Source organism: Oscillospiraceae bacterium (assembly GCA_035380125.1).
GTDB lineage: Bacteria > Bacillota > Clostridia > Oscillospirales > JAKOTC01 > DAOPZJ01.
Genome location: DAOSWV010000017.1, coordinates 34,837 through 52,724 on the forward strand (window position 1 = coordinate 34,837; position 17,888 = coordinate 52,724).

The window sequence follows — 17,888 nt, forward strand, 5'->3', positions numbered from 1 at the left end:
GTTCGTGCCGCGAATTTTGCGGCAGATCCCCCTTGTTTTTTTGGAAGGAGCGGCTTTATGTGCGGCATCGCGGGCTTTTGTGATTTTCATAATAATTTTCTCCATGAACAGGAACAACATATTGCGATTTTAAAACAGATGCGGGAATCGATTGCGCACCGGGGGCATGACCAGACCGGTGAATATCTGCGCGAGAACGTCGGGCTTGCGCATACACGGCTATCGATTCGAGACCTCTCGCGCGGAGCGCAGCCGATGATTCGTAGCAAGGATGGATTTGAATACGCCATCGTTTATAACGGTGAGATTTATAATGCCGGAGAGCTGACCGACGAGTTGAAGACGGCGGGGTATGAGTTTGAGACCACCTGCGACACCGAGGTCATTTTAAACGCCTACATCGAATACGGCATGGAATGCGTCGGAAAATTGAACGGGATTTTTGCTTTTGCGATCTGGGACGAAAAAGAAAAACGTCTGGCGCTCTTTCGTGACCATGCGGGTGTCAAGCCGCTGTTTTATACTGTGCAGAATGGGTTGCTTGTCTTCGGGTCGGAATTGAAAGCGCTTTTTGCGCACTCGAACATCGAGTCGGAATTGAATCTCGACGGTTTTCGAGAGGTATTCGGTATCGGACCGGCCAGAACGCCGGGCTGCGGCGTATTCGCGGGGATTTATGAACTGGAGCCCGGCTGCCGCGCGGTGTTTAACGAGAGCGGATTTTACAGCGAAAAGTACTGGGATTTGACTTGCAAAGAACACACCGATAACTACGAAAAGACCGTCGAGACCGTCTCGTTTTTGGTGCGGGACTCGATTACGCGGCAGATGATATCAGATGTCCCGGTGTGCAGTTTCTTGTCGGGCGGAGTCGATTCGAGCATTGTAACCGCCGTCGCCGTGGAGGCGTTGAAGCAGGCAGGTGCAATGCTGAATACCTATTCGTTCGACTTCTCCGGAAACGACCAATACTTCGCCGCAAATTCCTTTCAGCCCGAGCGCGACCGGCCTTATGTTGACATCATGCTTTCAACGGTTAAGACCAATCATCGGTATTTGGAGTGTGATGAGCGGGAACTGGCCGGGCTGCTCGGGGAGTCGATGGTCTCGAAAGATCTCCCCGGTATGGCCGACATCGACGCGTCGCTGATGTACTTTTGCGGGCTGGTCAAACGGCACAATAAGGTAGCATTAACCGGCGAGTGCGCGGATGAAATTTTCGGGGGATATCCGTGGTTTTATCGGGAGGATTTGATGGCGGACGACGGATTCCCGTGGTCAAAAAATATCGCCACACGCCAGTGCTTATTACAGGATGATCTGATTCAAAAACTTGATCTCGCCGATTATGTCAACGACACTTATCGGGCATCGGTGGCCAAGGTGCCGGTGTTGCCGGGGGAAACGCCGGAGGAACGGCGGCGGCGCGAGATCACCTATCTGAACATCAAGTGGTTTATGCAGACATTGCTCGACCGCATGGACCGAGCCAGTATGCACTCGGGGCTGGAAGCGCGTGTGCCGTTTGCAGACCATCGGATTATGGATTATCTTTTCAACGTGCCGTGGGCGATGAAACGCCGAAACGGCATCGAAAAATCATTACTGCGGGACGCGTTTAAAGACGTCCTGCCGCCGCAGTTGTTACTGCGCAAAAAAAGCCCGTATCCCAAGACCTACAATCCGAATTACGAGCGGTTGTTAAAAGAAAAACTGCTGACGGTTATATCCGATGCGAATTCGCCGATTCACGCGTTTGTCGATAAAAAGAAGGCTAAAAGTTTCCTCGAAAAGCCCGCCGAGACCGGCAAGCCGTGGTTTGGGCAGCTGATGGCATCACCGCAGCTGATTGCGTATATGTTGCAGTTCGAGGAGTGGTTGAGGGTTTATCAGCCGAGGATTTTAATATGAATTGTAGGGAACGGTCTTGACCGTTCCGAGCGAGCAAAAGCCCGCCAATATGAGATAAGAAAATAATGTTCACAACGCTGTATAACACCGCTGAAGCGGTGTTACATAATATTCGCTAATGTTTCCCCGACATTGGCATGAATAACCAAATCGGCGGTATCATCGAGGGGCGTGGCGTCGCGGTTGATGAGGACAAGCTGTTTGCCGTGAAAATAACGCAGCAGACCCGCTGCCGGATAGACGGTCAAGCTCGTGCCGGCGACAATCAGGACTTCGGCTTTTGAGATGGCGCCGACCGCGCCTTCAACCGTGGCAGTATCTAACCCCTCTTCGTATAAAACCACATCGGGTTTAATGGTGCCGCCGCAGGTGCATTTGGGAACGCCCAAACTGTCCCTGATAAAAGGCATATCGTAAAAGCTGCCGCATTCCATACAGTAATTACGGTGAATCGAGCCGTGCAGTTCGAAAACGATTTTGCTCCCAGCAGCCTGATGCAGGCCGTCGATGTTTTGCGTGACAACGGCTTTCAGCTTTCCGGCCTGTTCGAGCTCGGCGAGTTTTAAATGAGCGGCGTTGGGTTTGGCTGTGTAGGAGAGCATTTTCTCGCGGTAGAACCGGTAGAATTCCTCCGGGTGTGCGATGAAAAACGTATGCGAGAGAATGGTCTCGGGCGGGTAGTTGTATTTTTGGTTGTATAATCCATCTTGGCTGCGGAAATCGGGGATGCCGCTCTCGGTCGAGACCCCGGCACCCCCGAAAAAGACGATATTGTTGCTTTGGTTGATGATTTGTTGAAGATTACTATGCATATATGCCTCTTTAAGTAAGTGAAAAGTGTAAAACGTATAGTTTAAAGTGAAGGTTTTTAAGCCGTAGGGCGTGACGACTCCGGCACTTCGTGCCACCCCTCCAAAGAGGGGAATTTTTGGGGACGCCGATCCCTACAGAGGGACGGACGACCACATGGGGTCGTCCCTACATTTTAAATTTTACACTTTGATCAATTCGTATTTCGTGCTGCCGAGGCCGATTTTTTCGGCGTGCTCCGGGCCGACGCGCCAGTCAGTGTGCGGATACATGGTTTTGAAATGGTCTCCCTGCGGCTTTTTGCCGTCAAGTAAACTGCCCGAGAGCACAGGCGCGTTGTTCACGGCGTCGGCACAAGCCACGTCGAGTGCGGTTGGATCGGTCGAAGCGAAGATGCCGATATCGGCGACGATCGGGGAATCGTTTCCGGCATGGCAGTCGCAGGCCGGCGTGATGTCCATCACGAAACTGATATGGAACGACGGCTTGTCCTTGACGACTGCGAGCGCATATTCGGAGATCTTTTTGCAGAGTTTATCCACGGCGCTGAAATCGTTCGTGTGAATGGCGTCAAACGGACAGATGCCGATGCAGCGTCCGCAGCCGACGCATTTTTCGTGATTGATATACGCTTTTCCGTTTATCAGGGTGATCGCGTCCTGGCCGCAGTTTTTAATACACATACCGCAGCCCCGGCATTTGTCGCTGCTCCGGGGTTTGCCGTCGCAGTGCATTTCGGTCTTGCCCGCACGGGAACCGCAGCCCATGCCGAGATTTTTGAGCGCGCCGCCGATGCCCGCTTCTTCGTGCATCTTAAAGTGATTCATCGAGATGATGATGTCGGCGTCGGCGACAGCGCGGCCGATTTTGGCCTCTTTGACGAATTCGCCGTCGATCGGGATCAGCGCCTCGTCGGTGCCTTTTAATCCGTCCCCGATGATAATCTGGCAGCCGGTTGTGAGCGGCGAATAGCCGTTTTCATAGGCCGCGTCGAGATGGCTGACGGCATCTTTGCGCCGGCCGACGTACATCGTGTTGCAGTCGGTCAGAAAAGGCTTCCCGCCCTTGCTTTTAACCGCATCGGCGACGACTTTGGCATAGTTAGGGCGCAGGAACGCCAGATTGCCCGGTTCGCCGAAATGAATTTTAATGGCGGCGTATTTGCGCTCGAAGTCAATGTCATAAAACCCTGCGGCCTTGATGAGTTTTGCCAGTTTGGTCAGGCGGCTGCCGTTGTGGGTATTGAAGTCGGTAAAATAGACGGTTGAAGCCATGGTGCACCTCCGAAAATGATTGTTATTATTCTACATCATCGAGCTTCCGAAATCAACCCGGAGCAACTGCCATAATCTTGACATTGAGGCGGGTTTTGGGTATTATATATGAGGGGAGGTATGAGGTTTGAAAATCCATTTTTAAACCCATAGTTTGATTCATTTGCCTTCACCAAATGAACCATGCCCAAAATCTGCGAGAGGATGGTCCTGATCATGCGGCAGGGGCTTACGAGTATACCGATACAGGCGGTTCGGGACTGGGTGAAAGACCGCGGCCTGCCGTCCTATCGCGCGGACCAGATTTTGAAATGGGCCTACGGCGGCGCGGAGACCTTTGATGATATGACCAATCTTCCGCAGTCGCTGCGCGATTCCCTCAAGACGGATTTTGCCCTGCAGGAGGTCACCACCGACCGGGTTTTATTATCTGAAGACGGCACGAAAAAATTCCTTTTTGCCATCACCGGAGGCGAAAAAGTCGAGGGTGTGCTGATGAAGTATAAGTATGGCAATTCGGTCTGCATTTCCACGCAGGCGGGCTGTCGGATGGGATGCAAATTCTGCGCCTCACCTCCGGCGGGTTTCTGCCGGAACTTGACGGCAGGCGAAATGCTGGGACAGGTCACCGAAGCGGGAAAAGAATGCGGCGGCAGAGTAGACAACATCGTGCTGATGGGTATTGGCGAACCGCTCGACAATTTTGAAAATGTCGTCATTTTTTTAAAGAACCTCTCCGCGCCCGATGGTTATCAACTCAGTTTACGCCATGTTTCATTATCGACTTGCGGCCTTGCGGACAAAATCCGTGAACTTGCCGAACACAAATTCGGCCTGACACTCTCGATTTCGCTGCACGCGCCGAACGACGCCATCCGTGACAAATTGATGCCGATTAATAAAAAGTATCAAATTGCGCAGCTGCTTTCGGCAGTGGATTATTATACTCGAATGACCGGGCGGCGGGTGGTTTTTGAATACGCTTTGATCCGAGGCGTCAATGATTCGGTTGAGAACGCACGGGAACTTGCGGCGCTTTTACGCGGGAAGCTGTGCCACATCAATCTGATTGCCTGCAATCCGGTTAAGGGAACCGGATTTTTCCCGCCTTCGGCACAGACAGTGCAGAAGTTTTATAAAACTCTGGAAGAATGCGGTGCCAGCGTCACAATCCGTCGGACGATGGGCGCCGACCTCGATGCCTCCTGCGGACAGCTGCGCAGGAATGAGCAGTGTTAATAAGCTGAAAAGGGAGCAATGACCCGCATGCAGATCGTGGGAAAAACCGACGTCGGCCGTGAGCGTTCTCAAAACGAGGACTGTTTTGATTTTTCCGTACTCGGTGACGAGTTTGGCTGGGCCGTGGTCTGCGACGGCATGGGTGGTGCCGCCGGAGGCGAACGTGCCAGCCGTCTGGCCGCCGAAACGGTGATGAACGAACTGACAAGGCAGCATAAAAAGAACGCGGGCGATACCGATTTGCGCAGGGCAATGAACATGGCGCTGAAAAAAGCCAACACCGTAGTTTGGAAGGCGGCACACCGCGATTCGGCCTACGACGGCATGGGTACGACACTGGTGATGGCGGCGATGAACAAACGGGTACTGCACATCTCAGCGGTCGGTGACAGCCGCATTTATTCATTTCGCAGCGGCGTTTTGAACCAGCTGACGCGAGATCACTCCCTGGTACAAGACATGGTGGAGCTCGGGTATATCACGAAAGAACAGGCACGCACACACCCCGAGCGAAATATTATCACCCGCGCAATCGGCATCAGCGAGAAAATCGAGGAAGATTACCGGTTTGTCACGCTCCGGCCGGGAGATACGATTTTATTATGTACGGACGGACTCAGCGGATTTGTCACAGATGAAGAGATCGCGTCAATAATGCTGAAGTACCGTTTTGAGAATATCTGTGAGCGGCTGATCGAGTGCGCGAACGCACACGGCGGCGGCGACAACATCACGGCGGTTATCATGAGATCGGAGGCATAATACTTGGGACAGTTTGAGAGATATCTCGGCAAGAAGCTGGACGGCAGATACGAACTGCGCGAGATTATCGGGATTGGCGGGATGGCAGTGGTTTATTCCGCTTTTGACCTCGAGCAGAACCGCAAAGTGGCGGTAAAGCTGCTTAAAGAGGAATATCTGGCCAACGACGAATTCCGCCGCCGGTTTAAGACCGAATCCAAGGCGATTTCGGTGCTTTCGCATCCCAATATCGTCAAGGTTTATGACGTCTGTCTCGGCGACCGGCTGCAGTATATCGTCATGGAACTGGTCGAAGGTATCACATTGAAGGAATTTATCGAGTTACAGAAAATTTTATCCTGGAAGGACAGTATATTATTTGTCTCGCAGATTTTGTCCGCATTGGTGCATGCCCATGAAAACGGCATTGTGCATCGTGATATCAAACCCCAGAACATATTGCTGACCTCGAGCGGCACGATTAAGGTGACCGACTTCGGCATCGCGCAGTTTATGCGCCAGAACGCCGCCGACGCCGGACGCACGATCGGCTCGGTACACTACATGAGTCCCGAACAGGCCAGAGGAGACAAAGTCGATGCCCGCGCGGATTTGTATGCGGTGGGCATATTGCTGTATGAGATGCTGACCGGCCGGCTGCCGTTTGACTCTGAGAATCCGGCTCAGGTGGCCGTGATGCAGATGAATGCCGCTATGATTGCACCGCGCAAGCTCAATCCGGATATCCCGGTGGGGTTGGAAGAGATCATCGCCAAGGCAATGCGCAAAAATCCTGCCGAACGCTATCAATCGGCAGCTGAGATGCTGGCGGCGTTGGAGAAATTCAAGCACAATCCCGGGATTGTCTTTGCTTATAAATATACCCCGGCTATTCAGAAACCCGCATCGGCACCGGTGCAAAAACCTGTCAAAGCAGCGAAGCCCGTCAAAGAAGGAAAGCTCCGGCGCATCAAAAGCCGCTGGCTCGGAATTTTATTCGGCATCACGCTTTCGGTCATGCTGGGAACCGGATTGTTTGTGTTCAGCGCGGTATTGCTGAAGACAACTCTGTTGACGCCGGCGGGCGCTGAGGTCGACCTCCCGAATTTTGTGGGTCAGAATTATTATGACATCATTTCCAATGAGAATTATGCCAAATTCAACATCGAATATGATGATTCCTCGCAATATAACGATCAGTATGCCAAAGACGTTATTTATGAGCAGACCCCGACACCGCCGAAAAAGGTGATCGAGGGTAGCACGATCACCGTCAAGGTCAGCAAGGGACCGAATTTGGTCACGATCTCCGATTTCTCGGGACGTGAGAAGACGGCAGTCATCAGTTCTCTTGAAGCACTCGGCCTGTTCCCGAAAGTGGTTGAAAAATTTTCGACCGAGACTGCACCCGGCTATGTGCTTTCGACCGATCCTGCAGTGGGCACAGAGGTGCAGCTCGGTACGACCGTCACAGTTTATGTCGCGATTAACACCGAGAGCAAAGCGGTCTTAATTCCGGAATCAATCAAAAACCTCACGCTTAATGAGGCCAAACGGATTTTGATTGAAAAGGGTCTTCAGGTGGGTACGGTGACCTATGCGGCCAGCGCAATGGAAAAAGACCTTGTTATGGAGACGACGCCCAACACAGGCGAATATGTGGCCCTCGGAACCGTTGTTGATATCGTCGTTTCGGACGGTTCGTATTATTTCGACGAAACTCAGACGATGGACGTCATGCTGACCAATCTGCCGCAACGCAGTTTTGCCTATCTGGTTGAGGTCTATTATAAAACCGATGAACCGCCGATTGCCTCCATTGTAATTTCTCCCGGCAGCACGACCGTCGTATTCACGGTCGAGATCGCCGACGGCACGCAGCTTTTTAAAGTCAATGCCAACGGTCAATTATTACGTGAGATCTTGGTGGATTTCGATATGCTTGACTATCAGATATACGGCGTGGATTATGCGGTGGATTTATCCCCCGGTTATCTATCAACCAACTCGGAGGAAAACCAATGACCGAAGGGCTCGTGCTCAAATGCATCGGTGGGCTTTACAGCGTGCTTTGCGGCGATAAGATCGTGGATTGCAGGGCGCGCGGGATTTTTCGAAAGGACAATTTTGCGCCGACCGCAGGGGATCGCGTGCTGATCGATGAAGAAGGAGCAGCACCGGTATTGGCGAAAGTGCTGCCGCGCAAAAATCTGATGCTGCGGCCGTTTGTGGCCAATGTAGACAGGATGTTGGCAGTAGCCTCGATTAAGGAACCGAATTTCAACGTCGGATTGCTGGATAAAATGCTGGCGATTGCCGTGGCAAAGAAGATAGACTGCGCGGTCGTGATCACCAAGGACGACCTCGCGTCGGCGGAACGTTATGTTAAACTTTACACGGATGCCGGATATCCCTGTGTGGCGCTGTGCGGGAAAGACGCCGACCAGGCGAAAGAATTGAAAAAGCTGTTGGTTCCGGGCGTCAATCTGCTCTCGGGCAACTCCGGCGTCGGAAAAACCACGCTCCTCAATTCGTTTGCGGGAATGACCCGCAAGACCGGTGAGATCAGCAAGGCGCTCAACCGCGGCAAGCACACCACTCGCGAGGCGGAACTTTTTGAGATTGAATCGGGTGTTTTCATCTGCGATACCCCCGGATTTTCGGCAATGAATCTCGAGACACTGACACCGGATATCAGCCCCGAAGCGTTGGCGGATTGCTTTTTGGAGTTTTCCTCCCAAAAAGACCGCTGCCGGTTTGCCGACTGCAGGCATATCAACGAACCGGGATGCGCAGTGCGTGAAGCCGTCGAAAGCGAAGAGATTGCAAAAAGCCGTTATGAAAGTTATAAGCTCTTATATGAAGAGGTTTCTTCAATTAAAAAGTATTGAAAAACATTACATAAAGGAGTTTGAAGAAAATGAGAGGTAAATTGAAACGGGTTCTGTGGGGCGTGGCGTTGATTTTGTGCGGCATCGCTTACGCGCTGACTGTGGTTGGCGTACTCCCGGCGGCAGCGGGCGGCTGGTGGGCATTTTTCATCATCATCCCCTGTCTGATTTGGCTGATTACCGACGGCATTCGCAGCGGCGCTTTGTTCGGGCTTGCGGCCGGTATCATGTTGTTTTTATGGAAATCTGGTTATGTGGCGGAAGATATACTCGGAAAATTGATTTTGCCGGTTATCATCGTTATCATTGGCCTGATGGTACTGGTAAAAACCATACACAGGCATCGGTTTTGTGTGAAAATCGACCGGGATTATGACAATGACGATTCGGCAATTTTCAGCGAGCGCAAGAGTTCCTTTGACGGAAAAAAATTCACCGGCGGCAGTTATTCCGCGGTATTCGGCAGTTTTGAACTCGACTTGCGCAATGCCATCATTGAAAGTGATGCGACCATCAGCGTCAATACTGCGTTCGGCAGCGCAAAGATTTTTCTTCCGAACAATGTCAACGTCAAAATGAGCGGTGACAATGTGTTTGGCGGTGCCAAAAATCAACACACCGACAGCGGATTGGCAAGTGCGCCGACCGTATTTATCAACGCCGACAGCGCGTTCGGTTCGCTGACGGTGTATTGAGTTCATTCTATCAAAAAAGCGCCGGTATTCCGGCGCTTTTTATATTTCTGCATATCCAAAGAGGTGTTTACGACGGGGTATAAACGACATCCATATTTTCTTCCAATCCGGAGAGCACTTCGGTGTAATCGCCATTCTTAATGCCGATTATAATGTTTTTTCGAATCGGAACGTCTTTGTAAAGAATATTGACGTAATAAGCGGTGTTTCCGTCGTCATCCGTGTAGGATTTGAGTAAATAAGTGTCAACCAGAACCGTGTCTTTGTGATCTTGTAAAACGATATTGAGATCACCGCCGGAGTTTCCGTTGCTCGCTTGAGAATAGTCGAAACCGATCAATCTGATAAAATATACGGGAGATTCGGCGTTACCGCCCAAATTATAATTAATGTCGCCGGGTATTGAACCGGGCGCGTAAAGAATGCGTCCCTGATATTGTACGCCGGTTTTTGTTGTGATCACAGTGACGACATCTCCGACTGAGAGGTATTGAGAGTCGGTGGAAGATCCATAATAGACATGTGCAAAACCGCTGTCATTTTCAATGGTGGCGACCTGGCTAAAGGCACTTACAGTGTAGCCTTCGGATATTCGCTGACCGATCCAGGTGATTTCGCCGCTGATCGGTGCTTTGAGAAAACACGCTTCATATTTTGCCTGTGCCTGGTCATATTGAATTTTGAGGGTATCATAGTTCAGCTGGAGATCACTGTATGTATTCTTTGCTGTGGAAGCAAGATTTTCGTATGTGGCTTTGAGGATTTCCGTGTTCAGGCGAAGTTGTTCGTTGTCGCTGCCGGAGGCTTCAAATTCGTTTTGTGCCTGCTGCCATTTTAATTGCGCAAGCGCAACTTCACCGCCGCCTTCGGCGTTCGTTTTGGCTTGATTGAGGTTTATTTCGGCAATATCAAGCGCTTGCTTGGCTTTTGCAACTTCTACTTTGTAGTCCGCAGCCTCGACGAGGGTCGCAATAATATCTCCGGCTTTGACGGTTGTTCCCCAGACGACGTTAACCGTTGCAATGGTCCCCGATACGGTGAAGTAGGCGGTTGCGGCATCGGTTGAACGGAAAGTGGAAGGGGAAGTGCTTTTTAGGACTTTTTTGATGTCTCCGCGTGTAGACAGAACGGTGACATAATCGTGGGTCAAGCCGTCGGCACTGGATGGTGCAACCAGACCTCCGGAAGGACCGTTCTGTGAACAGCCTGAAATCAACCCGCATACAAGTATAAGTGATAATACAGAAGCAAAGAACTTTTTCACAAATCGGCCTCCCCGAAACGGTTTTTAATGACGGCTACATTATAATATCAATTTTCAATAATGTCAATCTCATCCACTGAAACTTGCCGATTTCATCACAAAAAAATCACGGAAAATGTTGGAGCACCCCCTTGACAAAGCGGGGAAGGGGGTATAGAATGTGTTTAGCACTCGAACGAATGAAGTGCTAATTTTATGTAAAATTTCTTCACAGGAGGAAAAGAACATGAAGATCAAACCGTTAGCTGACAGAGTTGTTTTAAAACTGGTCGAAGCGGAAGAAACCACAAAGAGCGGCATTATTCTGGCCGGCTCCGCAAAGGAAAAGCCCCAGATCGCCGAGGTTATAGCGGTCGGTCCGGGCGGCAATGTCGACGGCAACGAAGTCACGATGTATGTTAAAGTCGGCGACAAAGTCATCACCAGCAAGTACAGCGGTACCGAAGTCAAAATGGACGGCGTGGAGTACAACGTCGTGCGCCAGTCCGATATCCTGGCAATCGTAGAGTAATCGGGAAAGGATTGAACAACCATGGCAAAAATTATTTTATATGGCGAGGACGCCAGAAAGTCCCTGCAGGCGGGCGTTGACCACCTGTCGAACACCGTCAAAATCACACTCGGCCCCAAGGGCAGAAACGTCGTTCTGGACAAGAAATTCGGTGCACCTTTAATCACCAATGACGGCGTTACGATCGCCAAGGAGATTGAACTCGAGGACGCTTTTGAGAATATGGGCGCCCAGCTGATCCGCGAAGTCGCCACCAAGACCAACGACGCGGCCGGCGACGGCACAACCACCGCGACCCTGCTGGCACAAGCCATCGTGCGCGAAGGTATGAAGAACGTGGCCGCAGGCGCGAACCCGATGGTCATCAAAAAGGGGCTTGCAAAAGCAGTCGATGTGGCAGTTGATGAAATCAAAAAGAATTCCCGCACCGTCAGCGGCAGCCAGGACATCGCACGTGTCGCGACCGTCTCTTCCGGCGACGAATTTATCGGAAACATGATCGCAGAGGCCATGAGCAAGGTCAGCGCCAACGGCGTTATCACCATCGAAGAATCCAAAACCGCAGAGACCCTGTGCGACGTCGTCGACGGTATGCAGTTTGATCGCGGTTATATCTCTCCGTACATGGCAACCGATTCCGAGAAGATGGAAGCCGTCATTGACGATCCCTACATTCTCATTACCGATCGCAAGATCAGCAATATTCAGGACGTTCTGCCGTTGCTCGAGCAAATCGTTCAGGCCGGCAAGAAATTGGTCATTATCGCCGAGGACGTCGAGGGCGAAGCCCTTGCCACCATCCTCGTCAATAAACTGCGCGGTACCTTCACCTGCGTCGCCATCAAAGCACCGGGCTTCGGCGACCGCCGCAAGGAAATGCTCCGTGACATCGCGACCCTGACCGGTGGTCAGGTGATTTCCGAAGAACTGGGCATGGAACTCAAAGAGGCCACCATTCAGATGCTCGGAAGAGCGCGTCAGGTCAAGTCCGGCAAAGAGAACACCATCATTGTCGACGGTATGGGCGACACCAACGAGATCAAAGCCCGCATCGACCAGATCAAGACTCAGATAGAGACCACCACTTCTGATTTCGACCGCGAGAAGCTGCAGGAACGCCTTGCCAAACTCTCCGGCGGCGTCGCCGTCATCAAGGTCGGCGCGGCTACCGAAGTCGAAATGAAAGAAAAGAAACTGCGCATGGAAGATGCACTCTCCGCAACCAAAGCGGCCGTTGAAGAGGGTATCGTCGCGGGCGGCGGCGTCGCACTGCTGAACGCTGCATCTGCTGTCGATAAGTTGATCGCACAGGTCGACGGTGACGAAAAGACAGGCGTTAAGATTATTCTCAAAGCGCTTGAAGAACCGATTCGCCAGATCGCTGCAAACGCCGGTCTCGAGGGTTCGGTCATCATCAATAAGATCAAGAGCAGCCGCAAAGCCGGTTACGGCTTCGATGCCTACAAAGAGACCTACTGCGATATGATCGAATCCGGTATCGTCGACCCGACCAAGGTCACCCGTTCCGCATTGCAGAATGCCGCGTCGGTCGCATCCATGATTCTCACGACCGAATCGCTGGTCGCCGATAAGAAAGAACCAACTCCTCCGCCGGCGCCGATGGGCAATCCGGGCATGGATATGTATTGATCATCATCCCGCAATTGCTAAGTGCACGGTTCACAGTTAAAAGTGTACAGTGACAGTGTAAAAATCGGCAAACGAAAATCAGAATTAAGGGCGGCGGCGCGAAAGCGCCGCCGCTTTTGTTTATATTTGTCGTCATTGCGAGGGGCTTTATGCCCCGCGGCAATCCAGACACTGGGGGCAATTGGATTGTGCGGTATCCAGACACTTGTTCTCTGGATTGCTTCGTCGTACCTCCTCGCAAAGACGGATTCGATCTTGTTTAACTCAACCCCCGGTGCCGAATCCCGAGATCACCCAGTTGCCCGTGGTTTCGTCTTTCATAACGCCGATATGTTTCCATGTGGCATATCGACCGTTATCAAGGAGATTGTAAATATCATCGGTCTCTTGGGTGAAATACATATCAAAAAGCGCAGGATCGTTTTTGAGATAATTTTGATATTCGCGATTATCCTTGTCGATTTCATACGTCACATTGTAACTCTCAGAGGCAGAGTACCACCCCGTGGCTTCATGGCTGGCGCTGTATTCGATTTTCAAATTATAAGCAATCGCATTTCCGTAGGATTTGATCGGGCAAGTCCAACCACCGTCTTCTCCTTTTTCATAACCGAAGAGAGCAATTCGGTAATTTGTTAATTCCGCTAGCGCTTGGGTGTCATCATTTTCCAGAGCTTTAAAATAACGTTGGATGACATCAGTAATGTCTGCGATTTGTGCGGTCGTTTCGTCGGTCTGCGCTTCAGATTCGGTTGGATCGATTGAGAGGGCAGAAGACTCCGATTCGGCGGGTTGCCCGTTGCTCATACAGCCGGGCAGGAGTAAACAAAACATAAGGAGGGCAATCAATACTTTTTTCATCATAATCCACCTTTCTTCTTGAAAATGAATTCCATAAATTGGAATGTCTCAATCATAACAGAGATATTAGCAGATGTCAATTCATATTATGTAATATGACCGAAAACACAAAACAACGGTTTCGCGGGCGAAGGAGGTTCGCCCGCTCGGAAAAGTCAAGACTTTTCCCTACAGGGACGGCGGGTTCATTACGGCAAAATCAACGGCGGCGCAGAATTTACGCCGCCGCAATTTTCCCTCTTTTTATAAAAGGAAAAGATCGCATCCGAATTTTAACCGGTGAAATTTTTTAATCCTTGGTGCTGCGGGCCTGCGCTTCCATGCGTCCCTCGGTGACGGCGCTGCGTTCCCTGAACAACAGAGAGATACACCAAAGTGCCGCAATGCCGACTAGTGAATAGATGATTCGGGCGACAACACTGCCGCTGCCGAAGGTGAGCGCGACCAGATCGGTGTTGAACAATCCGACACTGCCCCAGTTCAGCCCTCCGATTATCATGATTATCAAAGCGATTCTATCAATGACCATAAAAAACCCTCCTAAAATAGGATGTGTTCTTATTTTCTCAAGGTAAACGGCAATTATACTTTTAATCGTATAAAAAATATGGTATAATTCCTTCATCAACCCGAAAGGGATCGAAAGTTTGAAAATGTTTTTTTAACTTTTTACTGAAAAGGCGGGTATCATTATGAAGGCAGTTATTACCGTTTTGGGAAAAGATACGGTTGGAATATTGGCCAAAATTTCCGCACAATGCGCCGCAAACAGCATAAACGTCACCGACGTGAACCAGACAATCATGGACGACATGTTTGCGATGCTGATGTTGGTGGATATGGCCAAATCAAAAATTAAACTTGCGGATTTTGCCGCGGCACTCAAGGCCGAGGGCGAACGGATGGGGCTTGTGATCTATGTGATTTCGGAAGAGGTCTTCGACACAATGCACCATATTTAAAACAAGTTTTCCGACAGCCAAAGGACGGATTATACGATGAACAAACGCGATATACACGACATCCTTGAGACCGTGGGGATGATTAAAGATCAAAATCTCGACATCCGCACCGTCACGATGGGGATTTCGCTGCTGGACTGCATCCGCGGCGACAGCAAAGCCACCTGTGCGGCGGTCTACGATAAAATCACAAAAAAAGCGGGACGGCTGAAAGAGATCTGCGCGGGTATCAGCGCTGAATACGGCATTCCAATCATCAACAAACGTATTTCGGTCACGCCTGCCGCAATGCTGTGTGCGACCGCTGATCCTTTTGAACTGGCGCTTACACTCGACAAAGCCGCAGAAGCCACCGATGTGGACTTTCTGGGCGGCTTTTCGGCGTTGGTGCAGAAGGGTTTTTCCGGCGGCGATCTGCCGTTGATTGAGGCGATTCCGCAGGTGCTTTCCGAAACCAAAAAACTCTGTTCCAGCATCAACGTGGCTTCGACACGGGCAGGTATCAACATGGATGCGGTGGCGATGATGGGCGAAATCGTCAAGAAAACCGCTGAAGCGACCAAAGACCGTGACTGCATCGGCTGCGCAAAACTCGTCGTGTTCGCCAATGCGGTTGAAGATAATCCCTTTATGGCCGGCGCATTTCACGGCACCGGAGAACCGGAGTGCGCCATCAACGTGGGCGTCTCGGGGCCGGGTGTTGTGGCGGCGGCTCTGCGCGAAGCGGGCGACTGCGATCTGTCGCAGGCGGCGAATATCATCAAGAAAACGGCTTTCAAGATTACCCGCATGGGTCAGCTTGTGGCCGAACTGGCGGCGGACCGACTCGGCGTCGAATTCGGCATTATTGATCTCTCATTGGCACCGACACCTGCCGTGGGTGATTCGGTGGCAGAGATTTTGGAAATAATAGGCCTGGAGAGCGCCGGCTGCTGCGGTACGACGGCGGCGTTGGCACTGCTGAACGACGCGGTCAAAAAAGGCGGCATCATGGCCAGTTCGCACGTCGGCGGGTTGTCAGGCGCGTTTATTCCGGTCAGTGAAGATGCGGGTATGATCGCGGCGGCAAGGCGCGGCAGTCTGCGGATTGAAAAGTTGGAGGCCATGACGGCGGTCTGTTCGGTGGGTCTCGATATGATTGCAGTGCCGGGCGATACGAGCAAGGCGGTGATCTCGGCGCTAATAGCCGATGAGGCCAGCATCGGGGTCGTCAATTCCAAGACCACGGCGGTGCGTGTGATTCCGGCCATCGGGAAAAAGGTCGGGGATGAGGTCAGTTTCGGCGGACTGCTCGGCAGCGCGCCGGTGATGGAGATCAGCACCTGGTCACCCGAAAAAATGATTCAGCGCGGCGGACGGATCCCCGCGGTATTACAGGCATTGAGGAATTAGAAATGACATTTTTGGATAAGCTGGCATATAAATTTAGAAAAATAGCGATCAAAAATCTGATGCTTTACATTGCAGCGGGGCAGTTTTTGGTGTTTTTGATCGATTTGCTGATGAGCGCGAGATACGGTACCACTCTGTCACAGTTGATTGAATTTAACCGAACATTGATTTTGCAGGGGCAGGTTTGGCGGGTTTTAACCTTTGTTTTTGTTCCGCCGAGTGCCGGTATTCTTTTCATCTTTTTCGTGTTGTATTTCTATTGGATGATCGGCAATTCGCTTGAAAACGAATGGGGTGCTGCCAAGTTCAATCTGTATTATTACTTCTGCATTCTGTTTTTAATCGCGGCGGGCTTTATCACGGGATACAATGACAATTTGTATCTGAACATGTCGTTGTTCTTCGCGTTTGCGATATTTTACCCGAATTATCAGATTCTGCTGTTTTTTATCCTGCCGATCAAGATCAAATGGCTGGCTTATGCCGACGCGGCGTATTTTTTGCTTATTTTAATCATCGGGACTTGGGCTGAACGGGCATCAATTCTGGCGGCGGTAGCGGTGCTGCTGTTGTTTTTCGGTAAACAGCTTTTCCGAGATGTCAAGAACCTCTCGCTGAGCATGTATAACCGGCGCAAATATAAAAAATCCGTAAAGTGGGGCGAGAAACAAAACCGCGATTATTGGAATAACCGTTAAGAGCGTCAAGTTTTCGCTTGACGCTTTGAAAGAATGCTCCTGACGGAGCATTCTTTTGTATTATAAATTCGGAGGGAAAAGGGTTATGCGAAGTGAACGGGAAATATTCGATTTAATTTTAAACGTCGCGAACTTGGATGACAGGATTCGGGCGGTTTTGCTGTCCGGCTCCCGGGCAAATCCGAATGCGCCGAAAGATTGTTATCAGGATTACGATATCACCTATTTTGTCTCGGATATTGAACCTTTTTACAACAATCCGGCGTGGATTGAGGGGAAGTTCGGTAAGCCTTTGATGATGCAGATGCCTGAGGCAATGCGTTATTCGGAGGGGGACGGTCATTTCACTTACTTGGTATTGTTTTCCGACGGAAATCGAATTGATTTGAGCTTTGAGTTTAAGCCGTATATCGATGACGGCGAACCCGCGATGGTTTTGCTCGATAAAGACGGAGGAAAGGGGTTGGTTCCGGTTCTTCCGCCGCCGAATGATCAAATCTGGCATGTCAAGAGACCTTCGGAATTGTTTTACCTTTCCTGCTGTAATAACTTCTGGTGGTGTCTGAACAATGTGGCAAAGGGTATTGTCCGGGACGAACTGCCCTATGTGATGTGGATGTACAACGAGATCGTGCGCTCGGAGTTGGAGGATATGCTGCATTGGCTGATCGGCACCGAGCACGAATTTACGGTATCGTGCGGCAAGCATGGAAAGTATTATAAAAACCTATTGACGCCCGAACGGTACCAACAATATAAGAAGACCTATTCCGGCGTCGATTATAACGAATTATGGGCAGCGGTTGACGCCGCCTGCGATCTGTTTCACGAAGCGGCTTTGGAGGTGGGGCAATATATGAACTATACATATAACCAAAAAGATGAGGATGGCATACGGGATTATTTGAAAAAGGTAAGAGGCGGAGCATACTGCCGATAAATGCGGAATTAAAATCAAAAATGCCGGCCCGAGAAGCCGGCATTTTAAT

17 protein-coding genes are annotated in these 17,888 nt (G+C 50.8%); 12 read left to right on the plus strand and 5 right to left on the minus strand.

Going from position 1 to position 17,888, the window contains the following annotated elements:
* Positions 1-57: 57 nt before the first annotated feature.
* Positions 58-1,911 (plus strand): asparagine synthase (glutamine-hydrolyzing), encoded by a 1,854-nt coding sequence (gene asnB, locus PK629_08290; protein ID HOP11476.1) that lies wholly within the window; start codon positions 58-60, stop codon positions 1,909-1,911.
* Positions 1,912-2,012: 101 nt separating this feature from the next.
* Here the strand turns inward: asnB and PK629_08295 are convergent, their stop codons facing one another.
* Both PK629_08295 and PK629_08300 read right to left on the minus strand, forming a co-directional pair.
* Positions 2,013-2,723: an NAD-dependent protein deacylase gene (locus PK629_08295; GenBank protein ID HOP11477.1), complete on the minus strand. Its 711-nt coding sequence runs from the start codon at positions 2,721-2,723 to the stop codon at positions 2,013-2,015.
* 180 nt (positions 2,724-2,903) lie between these two features.
* Entirely contained in the window at positions 2,904-3,995 is a 1,092-nt protein-coding gene (locus PK629_08300; protein ID HOP11478.1) for a DUF362 domain-containing protein, read from the minus strand.
* Positions 3,996-4,199: 204 nt separating this feature from the next.
* On the opposite strand from PK629_08300, the gene rlmN reads away from it, so the two are divergent.
* The 5 genes from rlmN to PK629_08325 are packed head-to-tail and all read left to right on the plus strand — an operon-like array spanning position 4,200 to position 9,561.
* Positions 4,200-5,234 carry a 23S rRNA (adenine(2503)-C(2))-methyltransferase RlmN gene (gene rlmN, locus PK629_08305; protein HOP11479.1) on the plus strand — a complete coding sequence of 345 codons (1,035 nt, stop codon included), beginning with the start codon at positions 4,200-4,202 and terminating at the stop codon, positions 5,232-5,234.
* Positions 5,235-5,261: 27 nt separating this feature from the next.
* Positions 5,262-5,996 (plus strand): Stp1/IreP family PP2C-type Ser/Thr phosphatase, encoded by a 735-nt coding sequence (locus tag PK629_08310; GenBank protein ID HOP11480.1) that lies wholly within the window; start codon positions 5,262-5,264, stop codon positions 5,994-5,996.
* Between the two features lie 3 nt (positions 5,997-5,999).
* Entirely contained in the window at positions 6,000-8,000 is a 2,001-nt protein-coding gene (pknB, locus tag PK629_08315) for a Stk1 family PASTA domain-containing Ser/Thr kinase (protein ID HOP11481.1), read from the plus strand.
* Positions 7,997-8,866 carry a ribosome small subunit-dependent GTPase A gene (rsgA, locus tag PK629_08320; protein ID HOP11482.1) on the plus strand — a complete coding sequence of 290 codons (870 nt, stop codon included), beginning with the start codon at positions 7,997-7,999 and terminating at the stop codon, positions 8,864-8,866. Before pknB ends, rsgA begins: the two co-directional genes overlap by 4 nt.
* 29 nt (positions 8,867-8,895) lie before the next feature.
* Complete coding sequence (locus tag PK629_08325; GenBank protein ID HOP11483.1) at positions 8,896-9,561, plus strand: LiaF-related protein; 666 nt, start codon at positions 8,896-8,898, stop codon at positions 9,559-9,561.
* 67 nt (positions 9,562-9,628) lie between these two features.
* Here the strand turns inward: PK629_08325 and PK629_08330 are convergent, their stop codons facing one another.
* Entirely contained in the window at positions 9,629-10,825 is a 1,197-nt protein-coding gene (locus PK629_08330; GenBank protein HOP11484.1) for a biotin/lipoyl-binding protein, read from the minus strand.
* A gap of 226 nt (positions 10,826-11,051) precedes the next feature.
* Here PK629_08330 and PK629_08335 point away from each other — a divergent pair, with 226 nt between their 5' ends.
* Together PK629_08335 and groL are read left to right on the plus strand one after the other, a co-directional pair.
* Complete coding sequence (locus PK629_08335; GenBank protein HOP11485.1) at positions 11,052-11,336, plus strand: co-chaperone GroES; 285 nt, start codon at positions 11,052-11,054, stop codon at positions 11,334-11,336.
* A 21-nt stretch (positions 11,337-11,357) separates the two neighbouring features.
* Positions 11,358-12,986, plus strand: coding sequence for a chaperonin GroEL (gene groL / locus PK629_08340; protein HOP11486.1), 1,629 nt, complete (start codon positions 11,358-11,360; stop codon positions 12,984-12,986).
* Between the two features lie 264 nt (positions 12,987-13,250).
* Here the strand turns inward: groL and PK629_08345 are convergent, their stop codons facing one another.
* Together PK629_08345 and PK629_08350 are read right to left on the minus strand one after the other, a co-directional pair.
* Complete coding sequence (locus PK629_08345; protein ID HOP11487.1) at positions 13,251-13,850, minus strand: hypothetical protein; 600 nt, start codon at positions 13,848-13,850, stop codon at positions 13,251-13,253.
* 286 nt (positions 13,851-14,136) lie between these two features.
* A complete protein-coding gene (locus tag PK629_08350) occupies positions 14,137-14,376 on the minus strand; it encodes a DUF378 domain-containing protein (GenBank protein HOP11488.1) in 240 nt (79 codons plus the stop codon).
* Between the two features lie 163 nt (positions 14,377-14,539).
* Here PK629_08350 and PK629_08355 point away from each other — a divergent pair, with 163 nt between their 5' ends.
* The 4 genes from PK629_08355 to PK629_08370 all read left to right on the plus strand — a co-directional run bounded on the left by PK629_08355 (position 14,540) and on the right by PK629_08370 (position 17,839).
* Positions 14,540-14,809 (plus strand): ACT domain-containing protein, encoded by a 270-nt coding sequence (locus tag PK629_08355; protein ID HOP11489.1) that lies wholly within the window; start codon positions 14,540-14,542, stop codon positions 14,807-14,809.
* A 36-nt stretch (positions 14,810-14,845) separates the two neighbouring features.
* Complete coding sequence (locus tag PK629_08360) at positions 14,846-16,201, plus strand: PFL family protein (protein HOP11490.1); 1,356 nt, start codon at positions 14,846-14,848, stop codon at positions 16,199-16,201.
* A gap of 2 nt (positions 16,202-16,203) precedes the next feature.
* Positions 16,204-16,899: a hypothetical protein gene (locus PK629_08365; GenBank protein ID HOP11491.1), complete on the plus strand. Its 696-nt coding sequence runs from the start codon at positions 16,204-16,206 to the stop codon at positions 16,897-16,899.
* An 85-nt stretch (positions 16,900-16,984) separates the two neighbouring features.
* Positions 16,985-17,839, plus strand: coding sequence for an aminoglycoside 6-adenylyltransferase (locus PK629_08370; GenBank protein ID HOP11492.1), 855 nt, complete (start codon positions 16,985-16,987; stop codon positions 17,837-17,839).
* The last annotated feature ends 49 nt before the right edge of the window (positions 17,840-17,888 follow it).